Source organism: Parafrigoribacterium mesophilum (assembly GCF_039652555.1).
GTDB classification, from domain to species: Bacteria; Actinomycetota; Actinomycetes; order Actinomycetales; family Microbacteriaceae; genus Parafrigoribacterium; species Parafrigoribacterium mesophilum.
On record NZ_JBDJAF010000001.1, the window covers coordinates 870311 to 887549 of the forward strand.

13 protein-coding genes and 1 tRNA gene are annotated in these 17239 nt (G+C 64.6%); 2 read left to right on the forward strand and 12 right to left on the reverse strand.

The genetic code is table 11. The features are described from left to right. Nucleotides 1-2: 2 nt before the first annotated feature. The 6 genes from ABFX56_RS04125 to mobF form a co-directional block, all read right to left on the reverse strand. Nucleotides 3-1631, reverse strand: coding sequence for a site-specific DNA-methyltransferase (locus ABFX56_RS04125; protein ID WP_346232001.1), 1629 nt, complete (start codon nt 1629-1631; stop codon nt 3-5). 285 nt (nt 1632-1916) lie between these two features. Next, nucleotides 1917-3896 carry a site-specific DNA-methyltransferase gene (locus ABFX56_RS04130; RefSeq protein WP_346232002.1) on the reverse strand — a complete coding sequence of 660 codons (1980 nt, stop codon included), beginning with the start codon at nt 3894-3896 and terminating at the stop codon, nt 1917-1919. Further along, the gene (locus tag ABFX56_RS04135; protein WP_346232003.1) at nt 3893-4606 is read right to left on the reverse strand and encodes a DUF4391 domain-containing protein; all 714 of its coding nucleotides are present in this window, start codon (nt 4604-4606) and stop codon (nt 3893-3895) included. Before ABFX56_RS04135 ends, ABFX56_RS04130 begins: the two co-directional genes overlap by 4 nt. Further along, complete coding sequence (locus tag ABFX56_RS04140; protein ID WP_346232004.1) at nt 4599-7868, reverse strand: helicase-related protein; 3270 nt, start codon at nt 7866-7868, stop codon at nt 4599-4601. The genes ABFX56_RS04135 and ABFX56_RS04140 overlap by 8 nt, the downstream gene beginning before the upstream one ends. Before the next feature lie 8 nt (nt 7869-7876). Beyond that, nucleotides 7877-8068, reverse strand: coding sequence for a helix-turn-helix domain-containing protein (locus ABFX56_RS04145; protein ID WP_346232005.1), 192 nt, complete (start codon nt 8066-8068; stop codon nt 7877-7879). 129 nt (nt 8069-8197) lie between these two features. Next, entirely contained in the window at nt 8198-11644 is a 3447-nt protein-coding gene (gene mobF / locus ABFX56_RS04150) for a MobF family relaxase (RefSeq protein WP_346232006.1), read from the reverse strand. A gap of 201 nt (nt 11645-11845) precedes the next feature. Here mobF and ABFX56_RS04155 point away from each other — a divergent pair, with 201 nt between their 5' ends. Both ABFX56_RS04155 and ABFX56_RS04160 read left to right on the forward strand, forming a co-directional pair. After that, on the forward strand, nt 11846-12139 hold the full coding sequence (locus ABFX56_RS04155; RefSeq protein ID WP_346232007.1) for a BrnT family toxin: 294 nt from the start codon (nt 11846-11848) through the stop codon (nt 12137-12139). Further along, nucleotides 12139-12432, forward strand: a complete 294-nt coding sequence (locus ABFX56_RS04160; protein WP_346232008.1) for a ribbon-helix-helix protein, CopG family — start codon at nt 12139-12141, stop codon at nt 12430-12432. The genes ABFX56_RS04155 and ABFX56_RS04160 overlap by 1 nt, the downstream gene beginning before the upstream one ends. A gap of 164 nt (nt 12433-12596) precedes the next feature. On the opposite strand, the gene ABFX56_RS04165 is transcribed toward ABFX56_RS04160, so the two are convergent. From ABFX56_RS04165 to ABFX56_RS04190, 6 genes are all read right to left on the reverse strand, one after another. Further along, nucleotides 12597-13802, reverse strand: a complete 1206-nt coding sequence (locus tag ABFX56_RS04165) for a tyrosine-type recombinase/integrase (RefSeq protein ID WP_346232009.1) — start codon at nt 13800-13802, stop codon at nt 12597-12599. Continuing rightward, on the reverse strand, nt 13795-14100 hold the full coding sequence (locus ABFX56_RS04170) for a helix-turn-helix domain-containing protein (protein ID WP_346232010.1): 306 nt from the start codon (nt 14098-14100) through the stop codon (nt 13795-13797). The genes ABFX56_RS04165 and ABFX56_RS04170 overlap by 8 nt, the downstream gene beginning before the upstream one ends. An 82-nt stretch (nt 14101-14182) precedes the next feature. Beyond that, nucleotides 14183-14257 (reverse strand) — tRNA-Gln (locus ABFX56_RS04175). Between the two features lie 93 nt (nt 14258-14350). Then, nucleotides 14351-15292, reverse strand: coding sequence for an NAD(P)/FAD-dependent oxidoreductase (locus ABFX56_RS04180; protein ID WP_346232011.1), 942 nt, complete (start codon nt 15290-15292; stop codon nt 14351-14353). Then, nucleotides 15289-16785 (reverse strand): glutamate--tRNA ligase, encoded by a 1497-nt coding sequence (gene gltX / locus ABFX56_RS04185; protein ID WP_346232012.1) that lies wholly within the window; start codon nt 16783-16785, stop codon nt 15289-15291. The genes ABFX56_RS04180 and gltX overlap by 4 nt, the downstream gene beginning before the upstream one ends. A 116-nt stretch (nt 16786-16901) precedes the next feature. Continuing rightward, complete coding sequence (locus ABFX56_RS04190) at nt 16902-17210, reverse strand: hypothetical protein (protein WP_346232013.1); 309 nt, start codon at nt 17208-17210, stop codon at nt 16902-16904. Between the last annotated feature and the right edge of the window lie 29 nt (nt 17211-17239).

Sequence of the window (17239 nt, forward strand, 5' to 3'; positions counted from 1 at the left end):
GATCAGATCGCCCTTACCTCTGTCTCGGGTGACACCTCGCGGAAAATCTGGTCGGCGTTGATCCGCGCGGCGTCACTGGCGAAGCCAGAATCTAGAAAAACGGCGCGAAGCGGATGCCGTCCGGCCATCTCCTGCACGACTGCCTCAGTGACCTCATCCGCAAAGCACGCGATCAAGGCGGCTTCGGCCACCGCTAGCACGCGACGCCCGGCAATCTCCTCCACCGTGATGCGCTCCGAAAGGTCGAGTCCCCAGTCGAGGAGCACCTGGAACAGCAGATCCTCGTCTTTGCGGTCAGGCTTCACACTCTCGATCACACCGGCAAGCGCAGACTGAACAGTCCTGTCAGGTGAGGTGGTGACGTCAACCATGTTTGTGGTATCGACCAGTAGAGATCGAAACCCAAGATCCATCGACGGGTCTTCCGCAGTCAGTTGAGAGGACTGCTCTTCCTCGATGCGGCCAGCGGCGAGAGCGACCCGACGGCGCGCAATGTCGGCGATCGATCTGTAGCCCGCCTTGTACGCTTCGGACGACTCCTCCGTCGGCTCCGCGATCTGAACAAGTACAAACCGTCGCTTGCCGCCATCGATGGCGTTCTGCGCAAGCACAGCGTGACCTGTGCTTCCTGAGCCTGCAAAGAAGTCAAGCACGATGTCGTCGGCCGATGTCACCTGTTCAATGAGCATCTGGAGCAAGGCGACAGGCTTCGGGAAGTCGAACACCTTGTCACCGAAGAGGTCACGCACTTCCCGAGTCCCCGCATAGTTGTAGCCAACCTCGTCGGCCAGCACCCACGTCGAGAGCCCAGTTACGCTGGATTGAAGCTCACGGAGGAACTTCTTTTCCCGCGGGCGTCCAGTCGGTGACGACGGCCAAAGGATGCGTTCCTCCGCAATCAGACGGTCCGTCGTCTCTTTCGCCTTGGCCCATCCCCTGCTCGGGCTAGGCGGGTAGCTGATTCCGGTTTCGGGGTTCACCAACGGGTAGTGAAGGTTGGGGCGCGCGCTCGGGTCGGCGAGCCCGGTCAGGTTCTCGCTTGTCCATGGGCCGCGGGGGTCGCCATCCGGATTCCGGTACTTCGACTCATCGATGCCACGCCCCTTTACCCGCGCCTCTTCGGTTCGCCCATACAGGAGCACGTACTCGTGGTCGGTCGATACGCGGCTGAAGTTGCGGCTATCCGCGGTCGGTCGCCGTCGCCACGTGAGCGTGCCGAGGAAGGCACCGACACCCAGCACCTCGTCGCACAACGCGCGAAGTCGCACGACCTCGTGATCATCGATCGAAACCGCGAGGATTCCATTGGACGTGAGGAGATTCTTCGCCAGCTTCAAGCGCGGGTACATCATGCTTAGCCAGTCGGAGTGGAAGCGGCCGTTTGCCTCCGAGTTGGCGACGAGGCGCTCACCGCTCTCGGCCTGCTGTCCTGAGCGCTCAAGGTAGATCGTCGTCGACTCGGCGAAGTCGTCGTCGTAGACGAAGTCGTTGCCCGTATTGTAGGGCGGGTCGATGTAGATGAGCTTGACCTTGCCGAGGTACGACTCCTGTAGCAGCTTGAGCGCCTCCAGGTTGTCACCCTCGATGAAGAGGTTCTTCGTCGTATCGAAGTCAACCGACTCCTCACGCATCGGACGCAGCGTCTTCGCTATCGGCGCGTTCGCCGCGAAGGCCGCGGCGCGCTTGCCTGGCCAGTCGAGCTGGTACCGCTCCTGCGGGCCCTCGACGACATGGTCGCAGAGTTCTTGGCGGAGCAGATCGAAGTCAATGGCGAGGGTCACATTGCCCTCGGCATCCCTCGACTCCGTGACGACCTGCGGAAACAACTCGGCGATCCGCTCGATGTTTCGAGCCGTCAGGTCGGGCGAGTGCAGTGCGCGCTTCTCCATTACGCACCACCGCCCAGAACAGCGAGGTCATACGGTCTTGACCTCCGTGCCCGGCGATAGCTCGCGGAAGAGCTGCTCGGCGTTGATACGATCCGCGTCCGTCTTGAAGGCCGAGTCGCGGAATACGGCGCGCAGCGGCTGACGCTTCGCGATCTCGGTGACCACATCAGCGAACACCTCCTCGCTGAAGCACGCGATGAGCGCGTCGTCGGCGACGCGGAAGTACATGGTGGGCGGCGCCGTCTCTCTCTCTCTCTCTCTCTCTACCTCTCGTTGGATGGGCAGGCTCAGGTCGAGGCCCCAGGCGAGGAGCACCTGGAAGAGCAGGTCTTCGTCTGTGCGGTCAGGCTTCACACTGTTGATCATGCCGTCCAACTCTCCTTGGCGCAGCTCGTCGACTGCCGCACTGACCTCGGCCATATTTGTCGTGTCGACACGCAAGGCACGGAAGCCGAAGTCACCACCGAGGGTTTCACCCGCACGCCGGATTCGGTCTCGCGCTAGATCAGCGATAGACCTGAAGCCACCTTCACTCGCAACGCTTTCGGCGGGCACGGGCTCGGCAACTTGGACCATGATGAAGCGCCGCTCGCTGCCGGTCGTTGAGTTGAGGTGGAGCACGGCATGAGCCGTAGACGCCGATCCTGCGAAAAAGTCCATTACCGTGTCGGAAGCGCCGGTCAGATAGTCGACCAGCCGCGCGATGTCCTTGAAGTTCTTCGGGTTGTCGAAGACCTTGCCGTTCATCAGCGCCTCGAAATCAAGGGCAGCCGTCTGGGCATAGCTGTAGTGGACGGAACTCATGACCAGCCCCTCGCTCTCGAAGAGGTACCGAATTGGTCGCGGCATCGTGGTCTCGTCGACGCCAAAGACAATGTGCCCGTCCGCGGCGAGCTCATCGAATCGAGCTTTGGTCGGGTACCTCCACCCACCTGGGGGCATCTTGCATGGCCTGCCAGTCGTCGGATGAAATACTTCGTACTTTGGTCCGCCACCACCGGGCCAAGCGATGTCGCCATCGTCGCGGAACGGCCCTCGGAGGCCGACCTTAGAGAATCGGCCCAGCTTGCGGCGTTCGTCGTCCTTCGGGAACGCAGCCGTCCACTTCCGCCATTCTGCCTGAGTCGTCGCCCAGTCCTCGCCGTTGCGATTCACCGCCGCGGCGAAAAACTCCCGGGCCTCTGTAATTCCCGCCTGCGGCTCGCGCAGGCGCGTGCCGCGCTCAGTCAGGATCGTCTTGTCGCGTGCGTAGACGAGCATGTACTCGTGCCCGACAGAGAAGAACCGCGCGTCGTTCTTGCGGTTGCGATCCCACACGAGCACCGCGAGCTTGTTTGAAGCCCCCATCACCTCGTCGAGCAGTAGCTCTATCGCCGAGAACTCGGCGTCGTCGATGCTGACGACGATGTAGCCGTCTTGCGTGAGAAGCGACTTCGCTAGCTTCAGCCGTGGGTAGATCATGTCGAGCCAGTCGGAATGGAACCTGCCGTTAGAGTCGGGGTTGGAGCGGAGCCGCTCACCGGCGTCGTTAACCTGTCCGGACCGCACGAGATGCTCGCCCGCTCCTTCGGAGTAGTCGTCTGGATAGACAAACCCGTCGTTGCCCGTGTTGTACGGCGGGTCGATATAGATGAGCTTGACTTTGCCGAGGTACGACTCCTGGAGCAGCTTCAAGGCGTCGAGGTTGTCGCCCTCGATGAAGAGGTTCTTGGTCGTGTCGAAGTCAACCGACTCCTCCCGCACCGGGCGCAGCGTCTTCGCAATGGGCGCGTTGGCGGCGAACGCGGCAGCCCGCTTGCCCGGCCAGTCGAGCTGGTACCGCTCCTGCGGCCCCTCGACCACATGATCCGCAAGTTCCTGGCGGAGCGCGTCGAAGTCGAGCGCGCGGACGGGGTTGCCGTCGGCGTCGAGGGTCTCGGTGACGACCGTGGGGAACAACTCGACGATGGCGTCGATGTTGCGCTGGGTAAGATCCGGCGAGTGCAGCTTGAGCTTGTCCACGGTCATCCCTTGTTGCTCGGTGCGGGTTCGGTCAGCTCGGTGAGCACTGCCGTACGTTCCTTGAGCTGCCTGCGGAGTTCGAATTTGCGGTTGAGCTGCGGTTCAGTGCGCAGCTTCTTCTCCAGCACGGCAATCTCGCGCTGGAGTTTTCGTGCCCGGTCCAGTCTTTCGGTCGCCTCCGAAACTGTCTCCCCGGCGCGCGTGCCCCCTGGCAAAAAAGCACTAAGGATCGCCTCGTAGAGACCTGACAGGTCAAGCGCAGTAGGCAGCGGACGGCGCGGGGCGTCGGCGGGCAGCCAGCCGGTGGTGATGTACGCGCCGACCGTCGGGGCTTTCCCGTGCAGCGACTTGTGGGTGGCGACGGCGCGCACCCGATCGCCGCTGGCGACCTCGAAGATGATTGGGTAGTGCACCGACTTGTCGATGGCGGTGAGCACGTCGTCTGAGACATCCGCGCCCTTCGTCTCGACGGTGAAGACCTGAATCTCGGGCACCGCTGCGCTGGCGCGCAGGCGGACGGTGTCGTCGGCGAGCTTGTAGGCCCAGGTGATGCGCTGGATGTCGCTCGTGAACTTCTCACGCAGGGCGGTGCGCACGTTGCCATGCTCGTAGAACTTCGACTTCGGCACGGTGCGGCCGAACGCGGCAGCCGAAGGCCAACGGAAGAGGACAGGGGTGGTTTCGACAGGCTCAGCCAACGGGAGGCGCTCAGGCATCTGTCGGCTTCTCGACGATGGCGAGGAAGGCGATCAGCTCGAAGTCGTCGAGCCCGGCGATGGTCTGCACGAGGGCGGTGGTGTGGCCCGGGCTGAAGAGGCTGTCGACGTCGCGCTCCTCGGTGACGTCGATCATGGAGCGGATCGCCTCGGTGAGCAGGTGGCTGTACTGGCCCATGTCGGCGCCGTCCCGGGTGACGGCATTGAAGACGCGGCACACCTCCCAGGCGGGCTCGTCGCGGTTGCGGCAGCCGGCACGGATCAGGTCGAGCAGGTGCTTGACCTCTGTGTGATCAGCGATCACCTGGTCCTCATCGTCGAGGTATACGAGGTAGTACGGGTGCAGGCGGTTGCCACTGTTGAGGTGCTCGTCGGCGTTGATGTTGCGCAGCACGAACAGTGCACCGGGTTTCAGTCCCTTGTCACGGTCGGCGGGCACGACGGCGTGCAGGCCCTTGGGGGTGCCTGCAAGGTCGCCGTATTCCTTGATGTAGCCAAGCAGGTCCATGCGGAAGTCGTTCAGTCCCAGGTCGGTGATCGATACGCCGGTACGGACGTCTTCGAGTTCGATGACCTCGTCCTGAAGCTTGCGGAGCTGTTCCTTGCGAAACGCGGCGTCACTGGCACCCGGGTCGAGGATGTTGTCGTCGCCGGTGCCGCCGAGATTAGCGGCGACCATGCGGTTCTCGACACGCTCCTTGAGGTTGATGTATTCGTCGAGGGAGATATCGGGCCAGAAGTTCACCAGCTGGATACGTTCGTTGGTCGAGCCGATGCGGTCGATGCGGCCGAAGCGCTGAATGATGCGGACCGGGTTCCAGTGGATGTCGTAGTTGACCAAGAAGTCGCAGTCCTGGAGGTTCTGGCCCTCACTGATGCAGTCGGTGCCGATCAGAAGGTCGATCTCCGAGGACTCCTTCGGCATGACGAGGTGTCGTTGCTTCGAACGCGGCGAAAACAGGGTGAGTGTCTGTTGGAAGCTGTAACCCTTGCCGACCGTCGTGGACGGGTTGCCCTGGCCGGTGACGAGCGCGCTGTCGTAGCCACGCCGTTTCAGTGCTGGGGCGAGGTTCTTGTAGAGATAGTCAGCGGTGTCAGCAAAGGCGGAGAAGATCAGCACCTTGCGGTTCCCGGGATTCAGTGGTTGCTGGAGCTTGCCCTCGATCAGGTCGCGCAACGCGCCGAGTTTGGAGTCATGCTCGGGAGTGATGCCACTGATCGACGCCAGGAGCTGCTGGATGACCTTGCCGTCGTTGACGAGGTCACGGTTCCAGGACTCTAAATCCATGTCTGCCAGGTCGATCTGCACTTTCCGGCCGACCGTACCGCGGGTGGGGAACTCGAAGTCGTCATCGTCGGCATCGAGGTCGGAGAACGCGGAGACGTCAGCGATGTTCGCCGCGTGGTCATCCACGGCCTCGATTGCCTCGGCGACCGTGTCCTCCAGCCGGTTCAAGGTGAGCCGGAACGCCTCGATGCTGCTCTCCAGCCGCTTGAGTAGGTTCACGGTCATGAGCTTGCGGATGCCCTGCTCGCGGCTGGCGGCACCGAGATTGGCATTTGAACCGCCCATGTAGTTCTGGCCGGCCGATGTGCCGTAGAGATCTTCGTACCTCTGCCGTCGGCTTGGGAATACGTACGCCAGCGGGGTGTAGACAGCGAGGGTGAGGAGCTGGAGTTGTTCGAAGATCTCGTTAAACGTCGGCGCGTCAGCAAGGTCAGTCAGTGGCGGGCGTAGCGAGGTGGGCTTGAGCCGCTCGGGGAACGCGCCGATGTCGGCGGTGTCGTAAAACGCCTGTATATGTTTGCGGCTGCGGGCTATGGTGACGGCGTCGAGCAGCTCGAAGAAGTCGAAGTCCAACCGGGCGAGGATTGCATCGGTCGTGCGATCCTCTGGCGGCAGGTCGGACCACTCATTGAACGTGCGTTGAGCCTGCCGGAATGCCTCCTCGACAGTGGTCGAGATGTTCAGCTTTGCGGAAAGCTGTGCTGAGTCGCCCTCATAGGCCAGGGCAAGTTGATTGCGCAAATCATTGAAACGGTTGTTCACCGGCGTCGCCGATAGCATGAGTACTTTGGTCTTCACGCCCTCGCGGATCACCTTTCGCATCAGGCGCTGGTAGCGGGTCTCGCGTTCCTGGACGTAGTCGGCGTTGCGGAAGTTGTGCGACTCGTCGACCACCACCAGGTCGTAGTTGCCCCAATTGATCAAGTCCAGGCGTTTGCCCAGTGACTCGCCGCCGTCCCGCGACAGGTCGGTGTGGGCGAGCACGTCGTAATTGAAGCGGTCCTTGGCGAAGACGTTCGTCGTGTAGTTGCTGTTGTAGTTCGTCCAGTTGTCCGCGAGCTTCTTCGGCGCGAGCACGAGCACAGTCTTGTTGCGCAGCTCGTAGTACTTAATGACCGCCAGCGCCGTGAATGTCTTCCCCAGGCCCACGCTGTCGGCGAGGATGCAGCCACTGTAGGTCTCGAGTTTGTTGATGATGCCGGTCGCGGCATCCTCCTGAAAGTTGTAGAGCGCCTTCCAGACTTCGGTGTCCTGGTACCCAGTCAGGTCGTTCGGTAAGACGTCCTCGTTGATGTCCTCGAGGAACTCGCTGAACAGGTTGTAGAGGATCAGGAAGTACACCCGCTGCGGCGAGTTCTCCGCGTACGCACTCGCGATGTGCTCGCGCACTGCCTCGGTCACGTCGTCGAGTTGGTTGGTGTTGTGCCAGATCTGGTCGAACAGCTGGATGTACTGCTGCGTGAACGGCGAGTCGTCGATCTTGTGGACCATGTTCGACACCGCAGGCCCTCGCTCATAGCCAAGGTCTGCCGTCGTGAATCCCTGGAGCGGGGCGTAGGCGACAGTGTCATCGACGACGGCGAACGACTGCATCGGTGCGCCGGTGTGGTTCGAGCGGAATGTGACCTTCTGCCGCACCCACTCCGCGCACTCGCGCGCGATCGCGCGCTGGGTCAGTTTGTTGCGCAGGCGGATCTCGAACTCGGTGCCGTACAGCGCGGCATCCCGATTCTTGTCGCTCGGGATAAAGAACTGCCGCTTCTCCGGCGCAGGCTTATCGGTCGCCTTGGCCGTCGTGAACGACGGCGCGGTGAAGACGAACTCCAGCTCCTTAATCGACTGCAACTCACGCTTCAGTGCCTCGAACGCAAAGATGGAGAACGTGCTCGCCGCGATGCGCAGCTTTGAGCCGGGCTTGATCGACGCCTTCAGATCGTCACCGAGGAACTCGTTGAGGTTGTCAATAATGCGCATTCGTCAGCTCACTCGGATATTCCCGCTGACGAAGTCCCGCCACCGCGCACCCACTCATCCACTTCGGAGACCTGGAACTTCCAGAGACGCCCCACCTTGTGCGCCGGCATGTGCTTGTCCGCGATCCAGACGTAGACCGTCTCCTTCGTGATGCCGAGATGCGCAGCGATGTCCTCGGCAGACAGCCAGGGCTCACTCACAAGAGCACCGCTTTGAGGGATTCAGCCGAGATCATAACTCAGATCCTATCGACAGGAGGCCAGTCTTTATCGGTTTCTCCCGGTTTACTGTCGTTCGGCTCTACTCCTGCGCCGGGGTCACTGCCTACGTCAGAGCCCCAGCGACTGCCCGTCACGGTACGGGGAGTGCCCTCGGTCCCGTTCATGCAGCGGAGCGTCGAGCTGTGCGGCGCGCGCTCCCGCTGCTTTGCGCGTTTCCTCGGCGGTGAGGCGCTGGGTCTCGGCGTGTGCTGCTCGCTCTCGGACGACTTGCGCGGCTTCCCGGGGCGAAAGTCCGTCAAGCTGTGCGAGATATCTGCGGTCTTGGGCGGTCTGCTTGCGGAGCTTCTCGACGCGAGCAGAGACCACGCTCGGCTGGCGGGCCCCGATGACACGCTGATACAGCGCCATGTACTCTCGCGTCTGGCGCGCTGAGATCATCTCGGCGTCCGCGTGGGCGCGCTTTGCCGCCTCGCGCGTGTCGGCCACCTCGGGCATCGCATCCGCCGCGCGCCGAGCGACGACCTCCGCCCAAGCGGACAGGCCGGCCTCGCTGTCCGGGAGGCTCTCCCAGCGCTCCCGTATCGCCTGCTCGGTCTCGGCACGGTGGGCATCGGCTTCTTTCGCGATTTGGGCGGCGGAGCGCTTGCGGAACCTGCCCACGGATGCCTGGGCTCGGTGCGCCGCGTACGCCTCTTCCTGCATGGCAATGAATGCGGCACCGTCCGCGGTCGCCTTCTGCACCCGCGGGGCAACAGACTCAGCGAGGAGCTCGGCGGCGCGCGCATCGGCGGCAGCTACCAGTTCGTTCTGCTGCTCGCGCTCGGCCTCGTGCCGCTCGAACTGGTCGTGCAGCCTGGTGAACGCCGATACCCAGTGGTCCCTTTCGCGTTCGCCTTCCTCGATCCGCTTGGTAATCCGCTCGCGTTCGGTGTTCACGATGGACATCGGGCCGTCGGCGACGAGTCCTGTGATGGCTTCGCGTGCGCGTTCGGTCGCATCGGCTAGGCCACGGTCGGCGCGGTCGCGGGCCAGCGCGTCGGTGAACTGCTGCTTCGCGTCGCTGAGGTCGGCGGCGACGATGTGAAGGGTGTTCCGCTCCCGTCCGCGGGTCATGCCGACGTAGACGCCTGCCGCGTCGAGCGCGCCGCTGAGCACCGTGTGCGACACGTCGAGCGTCGCGCCCTGGACTCCGTAGGCGGTGACTGCGTAGGACAGGTGCGCGTCTTCCGCCACGTACTCCGCGGGCAGGGTCACGGTGTGCTGCCGCTTTCGACCGTTGACTGTCTCGACGACACTTAGCGCGCCGTCGCTGGCTACGTGCTGGACGGTCCAAGTCTGGCGGTTCGCGATGCCGAGCGTGCTCTCGTTGCGGCGGGTCTGGATCACGTCCCCGGCACCGATAGGAAGCCCGTCGCTGCCGAACACTGTGCGAGCGTCATCGACATCGCCGCGGTCGACGCGCTCGGCGCGGATGCGCTCATTCAGTTGCCGTACCTCGTCGTTCGTCGCCGCGGTGATCGCATCCTCAGCGGTCGTGGTCTTCGCGACGGCCTCCTGCACGGCCTCGTCGGTGTCGTGCAGTTCGATCAGGCCGAGCGCGTTGAAGCGGTCGAAGATGATGCCCGGGTTGCGGCCGTACCGCAGCTCAAGAGTGAGCGCCGCGTAGGCGCCGTCGGCGAACCGATGCAGGCTCGTCATGTCCACAACGGTCGGGGTGAGGCGAGTGGCGATGTCGAGCACGCCGCCGCGCCCGACCGCGGGGAGCTGCGCACGGTCGCCGATGAGCGCGACCGTGGCCCCGGCCTCGTCCACAACCTGCAACAGCGCGAGAGCGGAGTCTTGGTCGAGCATCCCGGCTTCATCGACCACGATCCGCTCACCTCGTGCGAGTTTCGCTTCCTTCGTGGGGCCGCGGTAGATGCCGCCGGTCTCGGGGTCAACGTCGCCGGTGCGCAGGCGCGTCCAGACGCCGTCCGTGTTCCACCGGAAACCGTACTTGTACACGAGCGAAGCCACGGAGTCAGCGGGGACGCCGAGGTCCCGGGCGGCGACGTCAGCGCCCTTCTTCGTCGGCGTCACCACCCGCATCGACCGGCCATCCTCCGCAGCGGCTTTGATCGCCGTCTTGAGCATCGTGGTCTTGCCCGACCCGGCGGCACCTTCCACTACGACGACCGGGTTGCGAGATGCGACGACGGCGACCGCACGCTCCTGGTCATCATCGAGTCCGGCGCGCGCTGGGAGGCGATGCACGTCGGGGCTGCGCCGGTCGGACTTCTCGGTGCGTGCGGTGAGCAGGTCGCGCAATTCCGTCTCTGCTGCAAGGACGTGTAGCGACGTGAGGTGTGCGACGTGCTCGGGTGCGGGTGAGCTGGGCGAGAGCACGGAGAAGCAATCCTCCGTTGCGAGTTGCACGGCCAGTTGCACGAACTCCCGCAACTCCACCGGTTCGGCCTGCACGCAGTGCTCCGTCGTGATTCGGGTGACGTGCTCCCGCAGCGTATGCACCGTCCACGTCGATGCGCCTGCGGCGCACCGGTCGAGCGCACGTGATGCAACCTCCTCGATATGCAGCTCGTCCAGTGTGACCGGTACCGCACGCCGTGCGCGTGGCACGTCCGGGGTGTAACCGGCGGCTTCGAGTTCGGCGCGCCACCCGGCTTCGCTGCCGAGCACGGTGGGCTTCTTCCTCGACCGCTCGTGTTCCCACGCCTTCGCCTTCAGTCGCGAGCGCACGACCGGGCCGGGCTCTTCGCCCGGATGCGCGGCTTCCCATTCGGCCTCGAACCGGGCGAGGTTGCGTTCGACCTGCGCACCGCGCTTCGACATGACGGCGTTGTACGGCTCCAGCTCAGCAACCTCCCCGGTTACGGGGTCGAGCGTCAGGCCGTGCGCGTCGAGCACCTGCGCGAGTTGCGGGTGCGCGGCGATGACTGCGGTGCCGAGCGCGCGGATGGCGCCCTGCTGCTTGAACATCGCCGCGGTGTCCAGACCCCGCCATTTCCCGCCGGCGTAGACGCGGGTGCCGATCTGGAAGTGGATATGCCGGTGGGGATCGCCTGCACGGCTCGTCTTGTGCGCCACAGCGAGGGTCTGCAACTGCTGCACCGGGACCACCTCCCGCGCATTCCGCGGCCCGACCCGCGTCACCGAGTGCTGCGCAAGCCACCGACGAATCTCCGCGGCGGCGTCCTGCTGCGCCGCGTCGAGCGCGTCGGAGACCTCGACATGCAGCGCAGCAGCGATGGAAAGGGATTTCGGCGCGTTGATGACCATCTCTGCAAACCTCGGTGAGCTCCGCATGCGCTCACCCGCGCCGCGGGGCGTTCCCATCGAGGTGCCCGTGATCGGGTCGATCCAGTCCACCCAGGCCGCATACTCCTCGGGGTCGAGCGTCCGGGTGTCCAGAACTTCGCCGTGGTCATCGGTGACGGTGAACGCCGCAAGCGCCGTTCCAGCTTCGAGGTAGTACTCGTCCGCGGTCGACCGATCCGACTCCAGGTAACGACGCGCGGCCGTACCGGTACCGCGGAACAGGATAACGCCGCCTTTCACCCCGGGCCTCCTCATGAGTCGTCTCATGAGGAAGGTGCGCACACCCCACCAGCGGTGGCATACGTCCATTGATGTAGTGAGGTGAGCGGTGTACTGCGTTGATGGAACACGCTGCGTGGCGCTCGTTGAGGGCACGACGCAGCGTGCCCTTCGGCCGGATTGTGCTTGACAGTATCTGGTTGTGTCGAGCACAATAGAGAGATGGTGGACATCGGCATCGAGTGGGACGACCACGCTGTCGCGCACATGTTGGCATCCCACGGCGTCACGGTCACCGAGGCAGAGGAGGCACTCACCGACCTCGAACGCATTGCGCAGATTCCCGACCCAGCCAGCAGATCAGGCAACTCTGATCGCTACATCGGCTGGAGCACGAGCCGCAACGAGCTCCTCGTCGTCATCGTGGTCCACGACGGCGACATTCTCTACGGCGGAAACGCCTGGCCCGCCAACGCCAAGGCCCAACGCATCTACAACGAGAGAAAGGACACCTGATGAACAGCAAGATTCCCGCCCAAGTCAAGGCGGCGCTCGATGCCGAGATCGCTGCCGACACCGACGACGAAGCAGGCCAGGCGTATCGCGACGGCCTGCCCGAATCTGCGGAGTGGGTCAAGCCGGCTCGCGCCGGTCGCCCGTCACTTTCCGGCGGCTCCACGCGCTCGCCACAGATCGGCGTGCGCCTGCCCAGCGACCTCAAACAGCGCCTGGAGGAGCGCGCCGCCCACGAAGGTGTACGCGAGTCGGACGTGGTGCGCGAGGCACTCGAAGCGTTCCTGTCGGCGTGAGAACCTGCCAGCAACAGCACTTCAACGGCCACCGACTACGGTGGTGCCAACTGTGGCCCCACCGTCGGACCAGGGATTTTCTTGCGACACCGAGATATCAGGATCGATGACGGTGGTGCCGAAACCATCACCGGCAACCGGCATGGTTTCTGTTCAGCGGCGTGTCAGCTCCCCAGGATCGCATCGAGAATGTCGGCGGTGACGGCATCGACCTGTTCAGCGGTGATGACGTAGCTGTTGCGGGTGACCATCTCGTTCGCATGGCCGAGCAACCGCGATGCGATCGTGAGCCCCGCGACGCGCTCCACGAGGGTCGCGGTGGTGCGACGGTAGATGTGCGTCGAGTACTCGTCCACCTCCACACCGAGCCGAACAAGCGCATCACGGTTGTCGCCAATAAAGGAGCGCAGCAGCCGCTCGTAGTTGGACACGCTCATCGGCCTGCCGGTCTTCGTCGGAAACAACAGCGCCTCCGGCCCGCTCGCCGCCCGTGCGAGCCGTCGCCGCACTGCGTCCGCGGCAAGTGCAGGGAGGGCGACGCGGCGGCGCTGGCGAGTGCGCTTGGGCGCGTCCTTCCGTCGGATGCCCTGCGTCTTATTCTGGATGATGGTGCCGTTGATGAGGATCGTCGGTGGCGCAGTGGTCATGTCGACATCGCAGCGGCGCAGCCCGATGCACTCGCCCACGCGGGCGGACGTGCCGAGCATGATGTCCATGCCGTCCACGAGGGCACGCCAGTTCGGGCGCGGCCCCATGCCCTCCGTTTCGCGCCAGCGAGTCATGAGGCCGCGGGTCGCCTGGATCTGTTCCGGGCTGAGCATCGCGGTCTTCTTCTCCGGTGTCGGCAGCCGCGAGACGTCGCGCACAGGGTTGGTCGGGATCGCGTCATCGCGTACAGCGAACCCGCAGATCAGCGACAGCACCGACCGGGCCTTTCGCGCCGCGGAGAGGCCGCGCTCAGCCAGGAGGTTCTGAATGATCCGGTCGCACCGCCCGACCGTGAGCGCCTCCAGCTTCACGCCGCCGCAGACGGGCACGAGGGTCAGGCGAACGGTGCCTTCGTAGTTCTCGTACGTCGACCACGACAGCATTCCGTTCTGCGCGCGCAGCTTCACCGTCGGCAGCCAGGCCGCCGCGGCCTCGGCGGTGGTCGAGGAGCCGGTCACGATGGACTTCGTGTGCGTTGTCAGCGCCTTCGCCCGCGACAGCAACTCCTCGCGGGCGCTCACCTCGGTAGCGCCCTCGGCGCGGAGCTGCACCAGCTCGCCGGCATCGCTGCGCATCCGGGCACGTGCCCGCCACTTTCCGTTCGCGAGCTGCGTCACCTGCACCTGGCCGACCTCGCCCGCGGCGATCTTCGGCCTAGCCATGACGCTGCTCCCGCGCCCACGCGAGCACGTCATCCCCGTCGTACTTGACGTGCCTGCCGAGCTTCAGCCACGGCGGTCCGCACTTCGTCAGCCGCCATCCCTCCAGCGTGCGCTCGGGCACGCCCAGCAGGACAGCGACCTCGGCCTGGGTGAGGAACGCGGGCTCGACCTCGACGTGTGCATGAGCTTCCATGCTGGACAGGTGCGTAGCGTGTGCCAGCGCGAACCTGCGGGGACGAGTGCGTACCTCATCAGCGGAGACGACTGCGAAGTGTGCCCGTAGGGGGTTTCTGGTCACCAATCTGGTCACTAGACGCCAAATCGGGCTACTCGGGAGAACGAGGAGGGAGCCGAACTTGCTAGGGAACTCTAGCGATTCATGGCTGGGGTACCAGGATTCGAACCTAGAACAAAAGAATCAGAATCTTCCGTGTTGCCAGTTACACCATACCCCACCGAACCAGGCAGAAACCGGGCCGACAAACCACTCTAACGTACGTGCTGAGGCTCACCCAAATGCGCGGCCCGGCGCAGCGCACCCCGGATGCTCAGCGGCGCGGCACACCGATCATGTCGCGGTTGATCGTGGCCGCCACTCGCGCGCCCATGCCCGCGGCAACGATGAGCTGCTGTGGCCCCGGCGCCGTGCAGTCACCCGCCGCGTACAGGTTGGTCACGTTGGTGCGGCCATCGGCATCCGTGATCAGCAGTCCCCATCCGTCGACCGCCAGCGCCAACGCTGCCGCGAATTCCACTTGTGCGTGCCAGTGGGGTCTCACAAAACCGCCATCGATCGGGATGGTGACGCCGTCCGCGAGCAGCACGCCGGTCACGGTCAACCCTTCACCGACCACATCCGCGACCTGGCGGCGCTCCACGCGCACACCGTGCTCGCCGAGTAGCGCCTCCTGGGCAGGGCCGACTACCCTCGCACCGTTAGTGAACACCGTGAGGTCGGAGCTCCACTGGGCGATCTGGAGCGCGCGGGACGCCAGATCCGCGGTCTCCCCGATGAGAGCGAGCCGTCGATCGTTCTGCTCGTAGCCGTCGCACTCGATGCAGCTGAAGACACCTATGCCGTAGAAGTTGCTCATGCCCGGCAAGTCGGGCAGGGACTCGCTGAGTCCGGTGGCGATCAGCACGCTGTCCGCGGTGACGGCGCGATCCGGGTGACCGTTGAAGCCGGTCGCCTCGACCCTGAACGTTGTCTCTACACGGCTGACGCGTTGCACCACCGCAAGCTGATGCTGCGCGCCGGGGTAGGCCAGTAGTTCTTCGAGGCCGAGCCGCCGCAGTTCGTGGGGTGTGATTCCGTCCCGGGTGAGAAAACCATGCGCGAGGAGCGTGGCCGAGTTCCTCGGACGGTTGCTGTCCAGCACGAGCACACGCCGCCTGGCCCGCACGAGATTCAGCGCGGCGGAAAGTCCCGCCGGCCCCGCTCCGATGACGACACAGTCGTAGTGCTGCTGCGGGTCCCCGGCCGGCGTCACTGCGTCAGTCTCGCCGACAATCGTTCGATGCGCGCGATGGAACTTGTCTTGCCGAGGATCTCCATGGATTCGAACAGCGGAGGACTGACGCGCCGACCGGCGATCGCCGTGCGCAGCGGTCCGAACGCCTTGCGCGGTTTCAGCCCAAGCCCGTCGACGAGCACCGTGTTCAATGTCGAGTGGATGACGTCATACGTCCAGTCGTCCACGGATGTCAGTGCCGTCGCCGCCGCATCCAGCACGGCCACGGAGTCGGGCGTGAGTTCGGCCAGTACCGCGTCCTCGTAGTCGAGCGCGTCATCGGCGGTGAACAGGAACTCCAGCAGACCGCGCGCCTGGCCGAGCAGCTGCATCCGCTCCTGCACCAGCGGGGCGGCCGCATCCAGGATCGCTCGTTCGGCATTGGTCATCGGATCGGAGATCACGCCGTCGAGGTACGGGATCAGCCGCTGTGTGAACTCGGCCAGCGGCAGCATCCGGATGTGGTCGCCGTTGATGGACTCGGCCTTCTTGAGATCGAAGCGGGCCGGGTTCGGATTGACGTCGGTCACGTCGAACGCGGCGACCATCTCGTCGATGCTGAACACGTCGCGGTCGTGGGTGAGCGACCAGCCGAGCAGCGCCAGGTAGTTGATCAGGCCCTCGGGGATGAAACCGCGTTCGCGGTGATGGAACAGGCTCGAAGACGGATCACGCTTGGAGAGCTTCTTGTTGCCCTCACCCATCACATAGGGCAGGTGGCCGAAGCGCGGGATGGCCTTCGCGATGCCGATCTCGATCAGCGCGTGATACAAAGCGATTTGACGCGGGGTGCTGGAGAGCAGATCCTCGCCGCGCAGCACGTGGGTGACGCCCATCAGCGCGTCGTCGACCGGATTGACGAACGTGTAGAGCGGGATGCCGTTGGGCCGTACGACGACGAAGTCGACGAAACTGCCCGCGGGAAAGGTGATCTCGCCGCGCACGAGGTCCTCGAAGCTGAGGTCGGTGTCCGGAACGCGAAGTCGCAGTGCCGGCATCCGCCCTTCTGCGCGGTAGGCGGCGCGCTGCTCGTCGGTGAGGTCGCGTTCAAAGTTGTCGTAGCCCTGCTTGGGGTCGCGGCCGTTGGCGCGGTTGCGTGCCTCCATCTCCTCGGCGGTGACGAAGCTTTCGTAGAGCCGGCCGGATGCGCGGAGCTTTTCGATGACCTCGGCATAGATGTCCGCGCGCTGCGACTGCCGGTAGGGGCCGTGCGGTCCGCCGACGCCCTCGCCTTCGTCCCAGTCGATGTTGAGCCAGGCCAGCCCGTCGAGCAGCTGGAGGTAGCTCTCCTCGCTGTCGCGCGCCGCATCCGTGTCCTCGATGCGGAAGATGAGTTTGCCGCCGGTATGCCGAGCGTAGGCCCAGTTGAACAGGGCGGTGCGGATGAGGCCGACGTGTGGAGTACCGGTCGGGGACGGGCAGAAGCGCAGTCGAATATCGGAACCGGACGCGGTGGTGAAGGAGGCAGACATTGATTCCGATTCTACCGAGAGCCGCTCTCCTGCCGTCGGCCGCCTAATGCGCCCGTTCGTCACCATTGCGGCCGGGCGCCCGGCGGCATTCGTAACGGGCGGGCTCAGAAGGGCGTCTAGCGCCCGAGCGCCCGCCTCGTGCGACCCTGGGCCCGCCAGAGCAGCCAGATGCCGACGACGACGTTGACCAGAATCGTGAGCAGGAACATCCCGCGCATCCCAGGGAATCCTCCGGTTTGAAGATCGAGGGTGAGTGCGGTGATGAGGCCCGTCAGCGCCACCGCCGCGAACGGAGTGAGAGTCGCGACCCACTTTTCCCAGGCGCGCCAGCTCTTCGACAACCAGACCAGTGCGATGCCGACGATCCAGCCGATAATCGGAATGACCACACCGCCGAATGCGACCAGAAGGGCGGCCAGAACCACGTACCAGCGCGCATCACCGGATGCCGGCG

Bases quoted from the DNA above. Each gene is read 5' to 3' on its own strand.
- ABFX56_RS04125 (WP_346232001.1), bottom strand. From the start codon at position 1,631: ATGCGTGAGGAGTCGGTTGACTTCGATACGACGAAGAACCTCTTCATC.
- ABFX56_RS04130 (WP_346232002.1), bottom strand. From the start codon at position 3,896: ATGACCGTGGACAAGCTCAAGCTGCACTCGCCGGATCTTACCCAGCGC.
- ABFX56_RS04135 (WP_346232003.1), bottom strand. From the start codon at position 4,606: ATGCCTGAGCGCCTCCCGTTGGCTGAGCCTGTCGAAACCACCCCTGTC.
- ABFX56_RS04140 (WP_346232004.1), bottom strand. From the start codon at position 7,868: ATGCGCATTATTGACAACCTCAACGAGTTCCTCGGTGACGATCTGAAG.
- ABFX56_RS04155 (WP_346232007.1), top strand. From the start codon at position 11,846: ATGGTGGACATCGGCATCGAGTGGGACGACCACGCTGTCGCGCACATG.
- ABFX56_RS04160 (WP_346232008.1), top strand. From the start codon at position 12,139: ATGAACAGCAAGATTCCCGCCCAAGTCAAGGCGGCGCTCGATGCCGAG.
- ABFX56_RS04165 (WP_346232009.1), bottom strand. From the start codon at position 13,802: ATGGCTAGGCCGAAGATCGCCGCGGGCGAGGTCGGCCAGGTGCAGGTG.
- gltX (WP_346232012.1), bottom strand. From the start codon at position 16,785: ATGTCTGCCTCCTTCACCACCGCGTCCGGTTCCGATATTCGACTGCGC.